Origin of the sequence: Mycobacterium sp. 852013-51886_SCH5428379 (genome assembly GCF_001665575.1) — a bacterium.
Lineage (GTDB): Bacteria > Actinomycetota > Actinomycetes > Mycobacteriales > Mycobacteriaceae > Mycobacterium.
In genome coordinates, this window is record NZ_LZSU01000008.1 from 15,634 (window position 1) to 30,341 (window position 14,708).

A 14,708-nucleotide genomic window follows, 5' to 3' on the forward strand; every position below is an offset into this window, starting at 1 on the left:
CAGAAGGTGCTCCGTGAAGCAGTCGGGCCGTATCGCGCTCTTCGGATTCGCCCTCGGAGCCGGCGTTCTGCTCGCCGGCAGCGCCGGTGTGGCCGCCGCGGCGCCGGGCGAGTCGGGCCAGGGGTCCGGCGTCTCGTCCTCCGCCGCAGCAGATCCCGGACCCAGTTCATCGGTCGGTCGCACCCACCCCGCCGACAAGGGCCCGTCGGTCGCGCCCGCGCGCGTCGCGGCACCGACATCGGGTGTCGGCAGCCCCCGTGGCACGACCTCGCGCACCGATCGGCCGAAGCCCGGGGCGGTCGCTGAACCGTCGACGCGCGTGCTGCAACGTGCTGAGGCGGCGCCATCGGTTCCGCCGGTCCAGGTCACCACCGGCAGCGCCGTCGAGGATCCGCAGAGCGGCCTCGCCGCTCTCAGCGCCGATCTCGCCCGCGCACACAGCGGCGTCGAGACCGACAAGCCGGCGACGACGTTCGGTGATTTCGAGGCGAACAGGCCGTACCGGTACTACCAGGGACGGTGTGGCACCTGTACGTTGATGTCGGTCGCAGGCGTCATCGGGCAATTGAGCCCGGACCACCGGATGCCCGGCCAACAGGAGATCATCCAGCGGGCGTCCCGCATCGCCAGCGACGTCACCCTCGGTCAGAACATCTACGAACCCGACAGTGACGGCCCCAACCCAGCGAAAAAGCACAGTGGCGCCTCGTTCGTCGACGCAGTCACGCTGCTGCGGTTGTACGACATCGACGCGGAGGTCACCGAGTACACCAGGGGTCAGGGCACGCTGGCGATGACCGCTCTCAAGTCCGCGCTGGCCGAGGGACAGGGCGTGATCGTCAACATCCACAACCTGACCGCTTACACCGGGTACAACAGGACGTTCTTCGGCTCCGGAGTCGACCACTGGGGTCAACCCTTCAGCCCGATCGCACGGGAGACCTGGGGTAATCACGCGGTGATCGTGCTGGAGGTCGACGAGCGGCACGGGATGGTCTACCTCAACGACAGTGCTCCGCGATTCGGGCAGGGGATACCGATACCGGTCGCCGCTTTCATGGAGGCGTGGAGGGCCAGTCGCTTCCAGACGATCACCGCCAGGCCAGTCGCAGCAGGTGTCGCACCGCAACGTCCCGTCGCCGCATGACCGGGACTCGGCTCGCCGCGAGCTGACACGATGGCGGGATGAAGCCCGCGTTCGCGATCGTCTGCGCACTCGTCCTTTCGCTGGTCGGCTGTTCCTCCCCGAGTCCCGAGGATCCGTTCCGCGCGTTCGCCGATGCGCTGAACAAGCGCGACGCGGCAGCCGCGGCAGCACAGACCGACGACCCCGCCGCCGCCGAATCCGTCATCACCACCATGTTCGACGGGATGGGCTCCACGGCGACCGTGCAGGTCGAGCCCGCCGCCATCGAGGGTGAGGAGACCGGCGCCACGCTGACCTACCGGTGGACAGCCGCACCCGGACGCGAGTTCGGCTACGAGGCCACGGGTACGGCCGAGCGGAGCGGCGACGCCTGGCGGCTGATCTGGTCACCGACGCTGCTGCATCCGGATCTGCAGCCGGGTATGACGTTCCAGTACAGCCAGGACAGCGACCTGAACACCCCGGTGCTCGACCGGACCGGCCAGCCGCTGATGACCTGGCAGACGGTCGGACTCGTCACTCTGCAACGCGCACAACGCGGTTCGGCCGCGCAACTTGCTCCCCTGTTGACGCCCTTCGAACCGGGCATCTCCGCCGAGTCGATCTCGGCGCAGTTCGACGGCAACGACGACGCCGCCGTCACCGTGATCCGGTTGCGCGAAGCCGATCTCGCCCCCGTCGCCGACCAGTTGCGCGCGGTCCCCGGCGTCACCGTCACCGAACAGGGCGCGCTGCTCACCGCCGACCGTGCCCTGTCCTCACCCGCGCTCGCCGGGCTCCCCGAGCTGTGGCATCAGCGCGTCACCGCGGACGCCGGCTGGTCGGTGTATCTGGTCGACGGCGAGGGTGCACCGGCACAGCGCCTCGCCGAAACACCGCCTGCCCCCACCGCACCCGTCGCCACCACGCTCGACCTGCGTCTGCAATTGCTGGCTCAGAGCGCCGTCGCCACCGAGCCGCGCCCCGCGGTGCTCGTCGCGATCTCGCCGTCGGACGGCGGCATCGTCGCAGCGGCGCAGAATCCGGCCGCCGACGCGCAGGGCGCCATCGCGTTCTCGGGTCTCTATCCGCCGGGTTCGACGTTCAAGACCATCACCACCGCGGCGGCACTGGAGGCCGGCATCGTCACGCCGGACACCCCCGTCGCCTGCCCGGGCCGGCTCACCATCGAGAACCGCACGATCCCCAACGACGACGAATTCGATCTCGGCACCGTCCCGCTGACGACGGCGTTCGCCCGCTCCTGCAACACCTCGATGGCCGCCCTCGCCGACCGGCTGCCACCGGATGCGCTGCCCACCACCGCCCGTCAGTTCGGCATCGGCGCCGACTACGTCATCCCGGGCCTGACGACGGTGACCGGCCGGGTGCCGGTCGCCGACACCGCGGCTCAGAAGGTCGAGAACGGCATCGGCCAGGGCACCGTCACCGCCAGCCCGTTCGGTCTGGCGCTCGCGGAGGCCAGCCTGGCCCGCGGCGCCACCGTCACCCCGATGCTGGTGACCGGACAGAAGACGGAGTCCGACACCCCGTCGACGCCGCTGCCGCACTCGGTCGTCGACGCCCTGCGCGCCATGATGCGCGCGACCGTCACCGACGGCACCGCGTCGGCGCTGGCCGACATCGGCGACCTGGGCGGGAAGACCGGCACCGCGGAGTTCGGGGACAACACCCATTCGCACGGCTGGTTCGCCGGTATCGCCGGCGACCTCGCATTCGCGACGCTGGTGGTCGGCGGCGATTCGTCCGCGCCGGCGATCTCGGTATCCGGTGACTTCCTGCGGCCCGCCATGGCAGGCTGATCGCATGAAACTCGTGGCTGTCCTGGCACTGGCGGCAGGTGCCGCCGCCGCGCCGCTCTTGGCTCCCACCGGCGCCTCTGCCGCCCCGCCGCCGGGCGGTGCGTGTGACGGCGCCCAGTGCGTTCCCTACGTCCATCGCAACATCGACCCCGGCGCGGAATGCGTGTCTCAGGGCCGTTGGCAGTTCGGACTCGACGCGTCCGGGAACACCTACACGTGCAGCGCATCGCGGGCGTGGGTGCCGCAGCCGCCGCTGGTCGGAGTGCGGTTGTTGCGCCAGCCGTGCGGAGAGGCCACAGGCGTCGCGCAGACCCCGGACGGACTGCCGCTCAGCTGTAAGGACGGCGGCTGGAGCGTCGACTACACGAAGTACTTCTTCAGCTGAGCCCGCCGAGGTCGTCGGGCACGTCGACGGCGTGGGCCCGCAGCGCCTCGAGGGGGACCACGTCGAGCGTGCGTTCATGGGTGGCTGCCAGCACGACCGGTGCGGCGGCGCCGTCGGCGTGGGCACGCAGCCAGTTCACCGCGGTGACGCACCAGCGGTCGCCGGGATTCAGGCCGGGGAAGCGGTACTCGGGTCGCGGCGTGGACAGATCGTTGCCGATGGATCGCTGATGGTCGAGGAACTCGGCGGAGACCACGGCGCAGATCGTGTGCCTGCCGAGATCTTCCGGACCGGTCGAACAGCAGCCGTCACGGTAGAAGCCGGTCAGCGGATCGGTGCTGCACTCCTGCAGCGGGCCGCCGAGCACGTTGCGTTCGGACACGCGCCCAGTATGGCCGGTGAAGATGGCGGTGGCGGAGGGATTTGAACCCTCGGACGGGGGTTACCCGTCACACGCTTTCGAGGCGTGCTCCTTAGGCCGCTCGGACACGCCACCGTGTGGCAGCTTACCGAAGCCGGTGCGCTCGCCCTAATCGCGTGCCGGACTACCGCTGCCGCGCGAAGAACTCCTCCAGCAGCGCGGCGCACTCCTCGGCGAGCACGCCGCCGCGCACCTGCGGCCGATGGTTGAGCCGGCGGTCACGCACGACGTCCCACAGTGATCCCACCGCACCGGTTTTCGGCTCCCACGCGCCGAAGACCAACCGAGACACCCGCGACAGCACCAGCGCGCCCGCGCACATCGTGCACGGCTCGACGGTCACCGCCAGCGTCGCACCCTCCAGCCGCCAGCCGTCACCGCAAGCCGACGCCGCCGCCCGCAGTGCCAACACCTCCGCATGCGCGGTCGGGTCGGCGAGTTCCTCGCGGGCGTTGGCAGCCCGCGCCAGTTCGACACCGTCGGCGCCGAAGACCACCGCGCCGATCGGCACATCCCGCGGCCCGGCCGTGCGGGCGGCGTCGAGCGCCGCGCGGATCATGGTCTCGTCGGAGGTCACCGATTGAGGCGTTCGAGCACCGTCGACAGCTGCTCGGCGAAACCCATCTCCCTGGCGATCCGGCCCAGTTGCTCGTCGGCGTACAGATCGGTTTCGTCGAGGATCAGGCTCAGCACCGCCTCGGGCAGCCCGAGGTCGGAGAGCAGCCCCAGGTCGCCCTCCTCGAACGGGTCGACGTCGTCGAGATCGTCGGGCTCGATGTCGGCGTCGAGCTTCTCCAGCACCTCGGCGGCGATGTCGTAGTCGAGCGCGGCCGTGGCGTCCGACAGCAGCAGCCGCGTCCCCGACGGCGCGGGCCGGATGATGACGAAGAACTCGTCGTCGACGTCGAGCAGCCCGAATACGGCTCCCGCGCTGCGCATCTCGCACAGCTCCTTCTCAGCGTCCGACAAGTTGTCCAGCGCGGCCCGGCGCATGGGGCTACACCGCCACTGCCCGTCCTCGCGCACAACGGCCACGCCGAATCCGTCGGGCGCGTCCTGCGCCGGCGCACCCTGTGCTCCCATTTCGCAAACGGTAGTCGCCCGGGCCTGCGTTTGACCAGGCGTGCCGTTCGGCCACCTCCGCGATGTGCCAACCTGGACGGGTGACGAAGCCACCGGTGTGCGTGCTGGGTCTGGGCCTCATCGGGGGGTCCCTGCTGCGGGCTGCCGAGGCGGCGGACCGCGACGCCTTCGGTTACAACCGCTCGGTCGAGGGCGCCCAGGCCGCGCGGTTCGACGGATTCGACGCCAACGAGGACCTCGACCAGGTGCTCACCAGGGCCGCCGACAGCGAGGCGCTGATCGTGCTGGCCGTCCCGATGCCTGCGCTTCCGCTCATGCTCGACCACATCAGCGCTGCGGCGCCGCGCTGCCCGCTGACCGATGTGATCAGCGTCAAAGGCGCTGTGCTGCAGGAGGTCACGTCACACGGACTGCTCGACAACTATGTGGGCGGACATCCGATGGCCGGTACGGCGCATTCCGGCTGGGCTGCCGGCGACGCCCAGCTGTTCACCGGTGCACCGTGGGTCGTCAGCGTCGACGATCACGTGCGGCCCGGCGTCTTCGCCGACGTCATGCAGCTCGCTCTGGACTGTCATGCCGTCGTGGTTCCCGCCCGCTCGGACGAGCACGACGCCGCCGCCGCCGCGATCTCCCACCTGCCGCATCTACTGGCCGAGGCGCTGTCCGTGACCGCCGGGGAGATTCCGCTGGCCTACGCGCTGGCCGCGGGATCCTTCCGCGACGGCACCCGGGTGGCCGGCACCTCACCGGACCTGGTGCGGGCGATGTGCGAGGCGAACGCCGCGGATCTGCTGCCCACCCTGGACCGGGCGATCGAGCTGCTGGGCTCCGTCCGCGCATCACTCGCCGAGCGCGGGTCGGTCGCCGAACTCGTCGAGTCCGGGCATGCCGCACGAATGCGGTACGAGAGCTTCAGCCGCCCGGAGATCCTGGCCACCGTGATCGGCGAGGAGAACTGGCGCGAGGAGCTCGCCGCGGCCGGCCGTGCCGGCGGCGTGATCAGATCCGCTCTGCCAACCCGGGATAGTCGAGAATGATGCCGTCGCCGTCCACGGTGACCGTGGTGTCGGCGACGGGACCGGTCACCGCGATGTCGCCGGACCCCGCGGTGCTGCGGTAGTTGAGCGTCGCCGCCTCGACCGTCAGGTCGGGAATCCGCACGTACACCACGGGCACCGCCGCCGACTGGCTTTTCTCGAGCAGACCGAGGCGGCGGATCGGCAGCGTGTTGAAGAACGGGCTGGGCGCCACGTCGACGTCGAGGGCGCCGTCGAAGGCGGCCCGGGTCGTCTGGTTCTGGTGGTTCTGCACCAGCCACATGTTTTCTTCGTCCAGGGCGATCGACAGCTGACGCTCCCGCTCGGCCATCGTGACCGTCAGCGACAAACGCCGGGTGACGCCGTTCTCGTCGGTCACCAGGTCGTAGGACGCCGAGAATGCCGGATGCAGCTCCGTCGAGGCGGCGACGATCCGTCCGTAAGCCTTGATTCGCTTGCCCGACAACACGACCCGCACAGATTCCATCCGCGCCACGTCATGGGCCCGCCAGGTCAGGGTGGCGGGCCAGGAGTTCACCGTCGTCGCAACAGAGCGGTCTGCTTCACTCACCCTTCTACCGTAGGCGACGGACCCGGCCGTTCGTAGCCCGCACCCTAAGTCCGGTGCGAACTGCCGCCGGTCCGCGACTCGAGCGCGACCTCGTCGGACAGGAACGGTTGCGGCATCCGCGCCGCCACACCCCGCCAGCCCCGCAGCCGACCGGTGCCGGGCACCGACAGCCACACCGCCAGCGCCAGGAGCGCGTCGAGGATCAGGGCGAGCGCGGTCACCATGAGCGCGCCGACGAGGGCGAGGTAGAACTCGCGGACCTTGATGCCGTCGATGAGGTAGCGGCCCAGGCCGCCGAGGCTGGCGTAGGCGGCGACGGTGGCCGTGGCCACGATCTGCAGCGTGGCGGTGCGCAACCCGCCGAGGATGAGCGGCATGGCGTTGGGGACCTCGACGCGCAGCAGCACCCGCTTCTCGGTCATCCCCATCGAACGCGCGGCATCGACGACGGTCCGGTCGACGTTGGCGATACCGGAGTAGGTGCCCGCCAGCAGCGGCGGGATGCCGAGCAGCATCAGCGCGACCGTCGGCCCGACCAGCCCCAGCCCCCACAGCAGCACCCCGAGCAGCAGGACGCCGAGGGTGGGCAGCGCCCGCAGGGCGTTGACGCCGGTGACGACGAGGAACGTGCCCCGCCCGGTGTGGCCGATGATCAAGCCCAGCGGGATGGCGATCAGCGCGGAGAAGAAGAGCGCGATGAACGTGTATTCGAGATGCTCGACGATGCGGGCGCCCAGTCCCGCCGGGCCGGCCCAGTTGGCGGCGGTGAAGATGAACGACAGCGCTTCGGACAGGAAGTTCATGCGGCCGCCCTCGCCTTCGGGCGGGAGGTCCCCGCTCTGGTCCAGGGTGTGAGCGCTCTGCCGGCCAGCATGATGAGCGTGTCGATGACGACGGCCAGCACGAAGATCGCGATGATCCCCGCGATGATCTGGTCACTCTTGTTGGCCTGATAACCCTCGGTGAACCAGGTGCCGAGACCGCCGACGCCGATCACCGAGCCCACCGCCACCATCGAGATGTTGGTGACGGCGACGACGCGCAGGCTGGCGACGAGCACCGGTACCGCCAGCGGGAGTTCGACCTTGAGCATCCGCGTCAGCGGCCGGTAGCCGACGGCGGTGGCGGCGTCGAGCACCGCCGGGGACACCGCGTCCAGCGCCTCGGGCACGGCCCGCACCAGCAGCGCGACGGTGTACAGCGTCAGCGCGACGATGACGTTGGCCTCGTCGAGGATGCGGGTGGGGATCACCAGCGGCAGTACGACGAACAGCGCCAGCGACGGGATCGTGAAGATGATGCTGGCAGTGATGGTCGTCAGCTTGCGCAGTGTCGCGGTGCGCTGCACCAGCGCGCCGATCGGCACCGCGATCAGCAGACCCAGGACGATCGGGATCAGCGACAGCCGCAGGTGGATGACCGTGAGGGTCCACAGGTCGTCGAGGTGGGTCAGCAGATAGCGCATCGGTCAGGCCCGCCGTTGCCGGTCCAGCGCGGCCAGCACGTCGTCGGCCCTGATCCCGCCGAGCACCTGATTGTCGCCGTCGACCGCCACTCCCAGACCGGACGGCGACGACAGCGCCGCGTCGAGCGCGAGCCGCAGCGTGCCGTCCGGCCGAAACAGCGATCCGCCCGCGATCGTGCTGTCGTACAGCGAGGCGCCGTTGCGGTGTAGCTCGACGCCCTCGGCGTTGATCCAGGCGTACGGCGTTCCGTCGGGCCGCGTGACCAGAATCCAGTCGCCGGGGGCCAGCTGCAGGGCGTCGATCTCGGATTCACCGACGTGACGCAGCTCGTGCAACGGCAGGCCCGACGAGTGGAAGAACTGCAGACCGCGATAGCCGCGGTCGGCGCCGACGAACTCCGCGACCGCGTCGTTGGCGGGATTGGACAGCAGCCGCGCCGGCGGGTCGTACTGCTGCAGTTTGCCGCCCCGGCCGAACACCGCGACCCGCTCGCCGAGCTTGATCGCCTCGTCGATGTCGTGGGTGACGAACACGATGGTCTTGCGCAGCTCGTTCTGCAGCCGCAGGATCTCGGTCTGCAGATCTTCGCGGACCACCGGGTCGACGGCACTGAACGGTTCGTCCATCAGCAGGATGGGCGGGTCGGCGGCCAGCGCGCGGGCCACCCCCACCCGTTGTTGCTGACCACCCGACAGCTGCGCCGGATACCGGTCGCCGAGCTTCGGGTCGAGGCCGACGCGCTCCATCACCGCGAGCGCCTCTTTGCGTGCGGTCCGCCGGGATTTCCCGAGCAGCACCGGCACCGTGGCCACGTTGTCGACCACCCGCAGATGCGGCATCAGCCCGGCGCTCTGGATGACGTAGCCGATGCCCAGGCGCAGCTTGACAGCGTCGGTCTTGGTGACGTCCTTACCGTCCACGACGAGCGTGCCCGAAGTGGGGTCGATCATCCGGTTGATCATCCGCATCGAGGTGGTCTTGCCGCAGCCCGACGGGCCGACGAACACCGCGAGTGTGCCCTCGGGTACCTCGAGACTCAGGTCGTCGACCGCCACGGTGCCGTCGGGGTAGCGCTTGGTGACATTGGTGAAGGTGATCATTGGTCGAATCCGTTGTCGGTGATCCACTTTTCGGCCGCTTCGTCCGGGTCGACGCCGCGGTTGCCCTCGACGGCGGAGTTCATCTCGATCAGCGCCTCGGTGGTCAGTTTCGCGCTGACCGCGTCGAGCACGGTCTTCAGTTCGTTGGACATCTTCTGCGAGGCGACGAGCGGCACCACGTTCGCGGCGAGGAAGTTGTTCTTCGGGTCCTCGAGCACCACGAGGTTGTTCTGCTCGATGGCCGGTGACGTGCTGAAGATGTTGGCGGCCGTGACGGTGCCGTCGGTCAGTGCGCGGACCGTGGCGGGTCCACCGCCGTCGCTGATCGCGATGAAGTTCGACGGCGCGATGTCGAGGCCGTAGTTGGCTTTCAGTCCGGGCAGGCCTTCGCTGCGGTTGAGGAACTCCGATGGCCCACCGAATTTCACCTCAGCCGAGTGCGCGGCCAAATCGGCGATCGAGGTGAGGTTCCAGCGCTGCGCGGTCGCCTCGGACACGGCGACGGTGTCCTTGTCCTCGGCGGGCGACGGGTAGAGGATCGACAGATCGCCGGGCAGCGCCTTGAGCAGACCCAGCACCACCTCGTCGGGTGTGGTCACCTCGGTCTCCTTGTCGAAGTACTGCAACAGATTGCCGGTGTACTCCGGGATGAGGTCGATCGAGTGGTCCTGCACGGCGGGGATGTAGGTCTCGCGGCTGCCGATACCGAACTGCCGGGTGATCTCAAAACCTTTGGCTTCCAACGCCTGCGCGTAGATCTCGGCGATGATCTTCGATTCGGTGAAGTCCGCCGAGCCCACCTTGATCGATTTCAAGTCACCGGAGATCTCGCCTCCGCCCAGCGGATTGGAACTGCCGCAGGCCGCGACGGCGATCGCGGACACCGCCAGCACGACGGCCATCCTCATCCGGCTCCACGCGAACTTCTTCGACATCCTGCGGAGAGTAACGGCATATACGTTCCTGTGGTTTCAATCACGGGCCGAAAGGGCAAGAATGAAGCCATGACGACCGATCCGTACGCTTCGCCCCCCGGAGGGCAGGACCCGCTGGGTCCGCCGAATCCGGGCCCGCCCGTGCCGGGCGATTTCGAGGTTGCGGATCGCACGCCGCCCGACGTGAAGAAAGTTCATTTCACCCGCGCAGCCGCCGTGTGGTCCTCGGTGATCGCCGGACTCCTGATCCTGATCGTCCTACTGGTCTTCATCGCACAGAACACCGAGACCGCTGTCATGCAATTCTTCGGCTGGGAATGGAGCCTGCCGTTGGGCGTGGCGATCCTGCTGGCCGCCGTCGGCGGTGGACTCATCGCCGTGTTGGCCAGCGTCGCGCGCATCTTCCAGCTGCGGCGGGCCGCGAAGAAGAATTACAAGGCGGCCATGCGTTAAGGGCTGAGCTGTTCGAGCCCCGCGGCGATGAGCGGGGCGACCGCCTCGCCCACGTTGTCCTCGGTGCCACCCATCCGGGCGCGGAACGCGATGCCCGCGGCGATGATCGCCAGCTTGAAATACGCCAGCCCCATGTAGAACTCCCAGTGCACGAGCTCCTGGCCTGACACCGTCGAATACCGTTGCGCCATCTCGTCGCCCGTGGGCAGTAGTTCCGAGGTCCAGGCGGCGTCGGTGTGCACGTAGTTGAACATGGGGTTGCGGTAGACGCACATCAGCGCCGCATCGCTGAGCGGATCGCCCAGCGTCGACATCTCCCAGTCCAGCACCGCGCGCACGACCGTCGCGTCGGTGGCGTCGAGGATCGTGTTGTCGATGCGGTAGTCGCCGTGCACGATCGACGCGCGGCTCTCCGCGGGCACCCGCTCGGTGAGCGCGGTGTGCAGGCGCGCCACGTCGGCGTCGCGGGCGTCGTCGTCGAGGCGGACGTGCTGCCACTGCGAACCCCACCGCCGCACCTGGCGTTCGAGGTAGCCGACGGGCCTGCCGAAGTCGCCGAGCCCGACGGCCTCCGGGTCGACGGCGTGCAGATCGGCCAGCACCCGGATCAGCGTGTCGACGCAGCCGTCGAGGGTGGCCTGGTCGCCGAGCGCTTCCAGCTCGTCGGCGCGGCGGATCACCCGGCCGTCGACGTTCTCGACCATCTGGAACGGTGCGCCCAGGACGGAGTCGTCGTCGCGCATCGTGACGGCGCGGGGCACCGGGACCGCGGTGCCGGCCAGCGCGGCGACCACGCGGTATTCGCGGGCCATGTCGTGCGCCGAGGGGGTCAGCCCGTGCAGCGGCGGACGGCGCAGCACCCACTTGGACGCGTCGTCGTAGACCAGGAATGTCAGATTGGAGCGGCCACCGGAGATGAGCTCTGCGCGCAGCTCACCAGCGCGGGCGATGCCCTCGTCGCGGAGATGGCGGTCGAGCGCGCCCAGGTCGAGCCCCTCGAGTGGTGGCGAAGACGTCATGCGCAATGTCTACCACCGGCCTACCACTGCTTATTTCGGGGCAGCAGATCCCAGACGTGATCGGTCGAGTTGACCCCCGCGACGAAGAACGACTCCCGCGACGACGACCACAGCAGCCGGGTGATGCCGACGTAGTCGACCTGCACGCACAGCAGGCGTTCGGTACCCAGCAGGGTGTGCACCGCCGCGTTGATCACCCCGCCGTGGCTGAACACCGCGACGGTGTCCTCGCGATCCGACGTGGCCACGATGTCGTCGATACCCGCCCGCACCCGGGCGATGAACGCATCCTCGTCGACGCCGCCGGGCAGCTGCCCGGACGCCAGCCGTTCGAGGTCCTCCTTCGAGATCTCCTCGATCGGCGTGTAGTGGGTGAGGTCGCGATCGTATTCGGCGAGCCGTTCGTCGACGTCGATCTGCAGGCCCAGCTGCTCGGCGACCGGCCCGCCCGTCTGGATGGCCCGCTTCTGCGGACTGCTCACCAGCCGGGTGACCCGATAGCGCGCCAGCGCGTCCGGCAGGCGTTTGGCCTGCTCGAGACCCGCTTCGGACAGGTCCGGGTCCGAGCCCTCCCCCGGTTCGCTGCGCAGCGGCAAGGCGTGTCTGATCAGAAGCAGTTGCACGGTGACACCATATGAGCCCATGGGATACGCCGACGAACTGTACGACCTCACCGACCGCGTCGTCCTCATCACCGGGGGCAGCCGTGGGTTGGGCCGGGAGATCGCGTTCGGTGCCGCACGGTGCGGAGCCGATGTGGTGATCGCAAGCCGGGATTTGGACACCTGCACGGCGACCGCCGAAGAGATCACCGCGGCGACCGGGCGGGCGGCCATGCCGTACCAGGTGCACGTGGGCCGGTGGGATCAGCTCGACGGGCTGGTCGAGGCCGTCTATGCGCGATTCGGGAAGCTCGATGTGCTGGTGAACAACGCCGGGATGTCGCCGCTCTACGAATCGCTGTCGACGGTGACGGAGAAGCTGTTCGACGCGGTGGTCAACCTGAACCTCAAAGGGCCGTTCCGGCTCTCGGTGCTGTGCGGTGAGCGAATGATGGCCGACGGCGGCGGACGGATCGTCAACGTCAGCTCCAGCGGCTCGCTGCGGCCGGACCAGTACATGCTGCCGTACGCGGCTGCCAAGGCGGGGCTCAACGCGCTGACCGAAGGGCTGGCCAAGGCGTACGGGCCCACCGTGCGGGTGAACACGTTGATGGCCGGGCCGTTCCTCACCGACATCAGCAAGGCGTGGAACTTCGAAGGGGCGGAGAAGCCGTTCGGCCACCTGGCCCTCGAACGCGCCGGTGAACCCCCCGAGATCGTCGGCGCGGCACTGTTTCTCATGTCCGAGGCCTCGAGTTTCACGACGGGGTCGATCCTGCGGGTGGACGGCGGGCTGCCCTAGGGCGTGACGATGTTGAAGTTCGGATCGGGCCGATCCACCGCGGCCAGGAGCGCCGGCAGCGCCGACTCGTCCCCGCCGATCTCCACCCCGGGAGACGTGGCGTCCCCGGCAGCCAGCGCCAGCAGCCGCAACTTGTTCGCGAACCGCACCGTCGCGCGGGCCGTCGACTCGTCGGCGGCAGCCTTGCGGGACACCAGGACTCCGTTGCGCAACGTCAGCCGATAGTTGTCGCCGGTGTCGGCGAACGTCAGATCGACGGCGATGTCGAGATCCCACGCCCGCGGCCCGTTGATGTTGATGGCCAGCATGTCGAAGATCTGCTCCGGAGTGAGTTGCGCGAGCATCGACGGTGATCCGGTCTGGCCGGGTGTGCCGAAGTTACCCTCACGCAGCTCGGTCGCCCCGGACAGGAAGAAATTGCGCCACGTCGCGTTCTCCGCTCCGTACGCCAACTGCTCGAGGGTGTCCGCATAGAGCTCCCTGGCTGCGGCATGCCCCGAGTCGGTGAACATGACGTGATCGAGAAGCGTTGCCGCCCAACGGTAGTCGCCGTCATCGAAAGCATGGCGCGCCACCTCGACCACGCGGTCCGCGCCGCCGATCGCCTCCACGTAGCGCGGCCCGAGGGCCTCCGGCGGATGCTGCCACAGCCGACCCGGATTCCCGTCGAACCACCCCATGTAGCGCTGGTAGACCGCCTTGACGTTGTGGCTGACCGAACCGTAGTAGCCGTGAGCGTGCCATGCCGCGTGCAGGGCAGGCGGCAGCTCGAAGTCCTCGGCGATCTCGATGCCGGTGCGGCCCTGATTGAGCTGGCGCAATGTCTGATCGTGCAGATACGAGTAGAGATCCCGTTGCAGCGACAGGAATTCCACGATGCGCTCGCGGCCCCACGTCGGCCAGTGGTGGGATGCGAACACCACGTCGGCACGGTCGGAGAACCGGTCGATCGCTTCGGTCAGGTATCCGGCCCAGCCGTGCGGATCTCGGACCAGCGCGCCGCGCAGCGTCAGTAGGTTGTGCAGGTTGTGGGTGGCGTTCTCGGCCATGCACAGCGCCCGGTAGCGCGGGAAGTAGAAGTGCATCTCGGCCGGCGCCTCCGTGCCCGGCGCCATCTGGAACTCGATCTCGACACCGTCGACCGTGTGCGTCTCGCCCGTCGCCGCGATGTCGAGAGTCGGCACGATCACCGCCACCTCACCGGTCGACGTGCGCTGTCCGAGGCCGCACCCGACCTGACCGGACGGCCCGATCTCGAGCATCGTGCCGTACATGTACGTCGCGCGCCGTGACATCGCCGTCCCGGCGAAGACGTTCTCCTGCACCGCATGTTCGATGAAGCCCTCGGGCGCGATCACCACGACGGTGCCCGCGTCGACGTCCACCTGGCTGGTCACCCCGAGCACCCCACCGAAGTGGTCGACGTGGCTGTGGGTGTAAATGACGGCGCTCACTGCGCGGTCCCCGCGGTGGGCGCGGTACAGCGCGAGCGCCGCGGCCGCCGTCTCGGTGCTGATCAGCGGGTCGATGACGATGACGCCGGTGTCGCCTTCGACGAAGGTGATGTTGGACAGATCGAATCCACGGACCTGGTAGATGCCCTCGACCACCTCGTAGAGCCCCTGTTTGGCCGCCAGCGTCGACTGGCGCCAGAGGCTGGGATGCACCGACGAGGGTGCATCCCCGTCGAGGAACCCGTAGGCGTCGTTGTCCCACACCACCCGGCCGTCGGCGGCCGTGATCACGCACGGGTCGAGCGCGGCGAGGAAACCTCGGTCGGCGTCGTCGAAATCCCGGGTGTCGGAGAAGGGCAGGTCGCTCAGCGCCTCGCGCTGCGCGGACTCGATGGTGGCCGTCGGCGGCTTCTGCTCCATACCGCCGA

The 14,708-nt window shown here is 69.0% G+C and carries 17 protein-coding genes and 1 tRNA gene; 6 read left to right on the forward strand and 12 right to left on the reverse strand.

Annotation, left to right across the window (positions count from 1 at the left end; all coding sequences use genetic code 11):
- The first annotated feature begins 13 nt into the window (after positions 1-13).
- From A5757_RS01790 to A5757_RS01800, 3 genes are read left to right on the forward strand one after another with little or no spacing between them, the layout of a single operon-like run.
- On the forward strand, positions 14-1,147 hold the full coding sequence (locus A5757_RS01790) for a hypothetical protein (protein ID WP_066828256.1): 1,134 nt from the start codon (positions 14-16) through the stop codon (positions 1,145-1,147).
- A 38-nt stretch (positions 1,148-1,185) separates the two neighbouring features.
- Entirely contained in the window at positions 1,186-2,949 is a 1,764-nt protein-coding gene (locus A5757_RS01795) for a penicillin-binding transpeptidase domain-containing protein (protein ID WP_066828257.1), read from the forward strand.
- 4 nt (positions 2,950-2,953) lie between these two features.
- A complete protein-coding gene (locus tag A5757_RS01800; protein ID WP_066828258.1) occupies positions 2,954-3,334 on the forward strand; it encodes a hypothetical protein in 381 nt (126 codons plus the stop codon).
- Here the strand turns inward: A5757_RS01800 and A5757_RS01805 are convergent.
- From A5757_RS01805 to A5757_RS01820, 4 genes are all read right to left on the reverse strand, one after another.
- Positions 3,327-3,716 (reverse strand): DUF2237 family protein, encoded by a 390-nt coding sequence (locus A5757_RS01805; protein ID WP_066828328.1) that lies wholly within the window; start codon positions 3,714-3,716, stop codon positions 3,327-3,329. The two genes, A5757_RS01800 and A5757_RS01805, sit on opposite strands and share 8 nt — an antisense overlap.
- A 23-nt stretch (positions 3,717-3,739) precedes the next feature.
- Positions 3,740-3,830 (reverse strand) — tRNA-Ser (locus A5757_RS01810).
- Between the two features lie 49 nt (positions 3,831-3,879).
- Positions 3,880-4,332: a nucleoside deaminase gene (locus A5757_RS01815; RefSeq protein ID WP_066828259.1), complete on the reverse strand. Its 453-nt coding sequence runs from the start codon at positions 4,330-4,332 to the stop codon at positions 3,880-3,882.
- Positions 4,329-4,838, reverse strand: coding sequence for a tRNA adenosine deaminase-associated protein (locus tag A5757_RS01820; RefSeq protein ID WP_066828260.1), 510 nt, complete (start codon positions 4,836-4,838; stop codon positions 4,329-4,331). Before A5757_RS01820 ends, A5757_RS01815 begins: the two co-directional genes overlap by 4 nt.
- A 95-nt stretch (positions 4,839-4,933) precedes the next feature.
- Here A5757_RS01820 and A5757_RS01825 point away from each other — a divergent pair, with 95 nt between their 5' ends.
- Positions 4,934-5,878, forward strand: a complete 945-nt coding sequence (locus A5757_RS01825; protein WP_156618114.1) for a prephenate dehydrogenase — start codon at positions 4,934-4,936, stop codon at positions 5,876-5,878.
- Here A5757_RS01825 and A5757_RS01830 read toward each other — a convergent pair.
- Genes A5757_RS01830 through A5757_RS01850 form a run of 5 tightly spaced genes read right to left on the reverse strand, consistent with a single transcriptional unit; the run spans position 5,841 to position 9,923 of the window.
- The gene (locus A5757_RS01830; RefSeq protein ID WP_066828262.1) at positions 5,841-6,449 is read right to left on the reverse strand and encodes a putative glycolipid-binding domain-containing protein; all 609 of its coding nucleotides are present in this window, start codon (positions 6,447-6,449) and stop codon (positions 5,841-5,843) included. The two genes, A5757_RS01825 and A5757_RS01830, sit on opposite strands and share 38 nt — an antisense overlap.
- A gap of 44 nt (positions 6,450-6,493) precedes the next feature.
- Complete coding sequence (locus A5757_RS01835; protein WP_066828263.1) at positions 6,494-7,252, reverse strand: ABC transporter permease; 759 nt, start codon at positions 7,250-7,252, stop codon at positions 6,494-6,496.
- Complete coding sequence (locus tag A5757_RS01840) at positions 7,249-7,914, reverse strand: ABC transporter permease (protein ID WP_066828264.1); 666 nt, start codon at positions 7,912-7,914, stop codon at positions 7,249-7,251. Before A5757_RS01840 ends, A5757_RS01835 begins: the two co-directional genes overlap by 4 nt.
- A gap of 3 nt (positions 7,915-7,917) precedes the next feature.
- Positions 7,918-9,015, reverse strand: a complete 1,098-nt coding sequence (locus A5757_RS01845) for an ABC transporter ATP-binding protein (protein ID WP_066828265.1) — start codon at positions 9,013-9,015, stop codon at positions 7,918-7,920.
- Entirely contained in the window at positions 9,012-9,923 is a 912-nt protein-coding gene (locus A5757_RS01850; protein WP_156618116.1) for a glycine betaine ABC transporter substrate-binding protein, read from the reverse strand. Before A5757_RS01850 ends, A5757_RS01845 begins: the two co-directional genes overlap by 4 nt.
- 96 nt (positions 9,924-10,019) lie before the next feature.
- Between A5757_RS01850 and A5757_RS01855 the strand changes: the two genes are divergently transcribed.
- Complete coding sequence (locus tag A5757_RS01855; RefSeq protein ID WP_066828267.1) at positions 10,020-10,403, forward strand: lipopolysaccharide assembly LapA domain-containing protein; 384 nt, start codon at positions 10,020-10,022, stop codon at positions 10,401-10,403.
- Here A5757_RS01855 and A5757_RS01860 read toward each other — a convergent pair.
- Together A5757_RS01860 and A5757_RS01865 are read right to left on the reverse strand one after the other, a co-directional pair.
- Entirely contained in the window at positions 10,400-11,422 is a 1,023-nt protein-coding gene (locus A5757_RS01860) for a phosphotransferase family protein (RefSeq protein ID WP_066828268.1), read from the reverse strand. The genes A5757_RS01855 and A5757_RS01860 overlap by 4 nt on opposite strands.
- Before the next feature lie 20 nt (positions 11,423-11,442).
- Positions 11,443-12,045 carry a histidine phosphatase family protein gene (locus A5757_RS01865; protein ID WP_066828329.1) on the reverse strand — a complete coding sequence of 201 codons (603 nt, stop codon included), beginning with the start codon at positions 12,043-12,045 and terminating at the stop codon, positions 11,443-11,445.
- Positions 12,046-12,064: 19 nt separating this feature from the next.
- Between A5757_RS01865 and A5757_RS01870 the strand changes: the two genes are divergently transcribed.
- Positions 12,065-12,826 (forward strand): SDR family NAD(P)-dependent oxidoreductase, encoded by a 762-nt coding sequence (locus tag A5757_RS01870; protein ID WP_066828269.1) that lies wholly within the window; start codon positions 12,065-12,067, stop codon positions 12,824-12,826.
- On the opposite strand, the gene A5757_RS01875 is transcribed toward A5757_RS01870, so the two are convergent.
- On the reverse strand, positions 12,823-14,700 hold the full coding sequence (locus A5757_RS01875; protein ID WP_066828270.1) for an alkyl/aryl-sulfatase: 1,878 nt from the start codon (positions 14,698-14,700) through the stop codon (positions 12,823-12,825). The genes A5757_RS01870 and A5757_RS01875 overlap by 4 nt on opposite strands.
- Between the last annotated feature and the right edge of the window lie 8 nt (positions 14,701-14,708).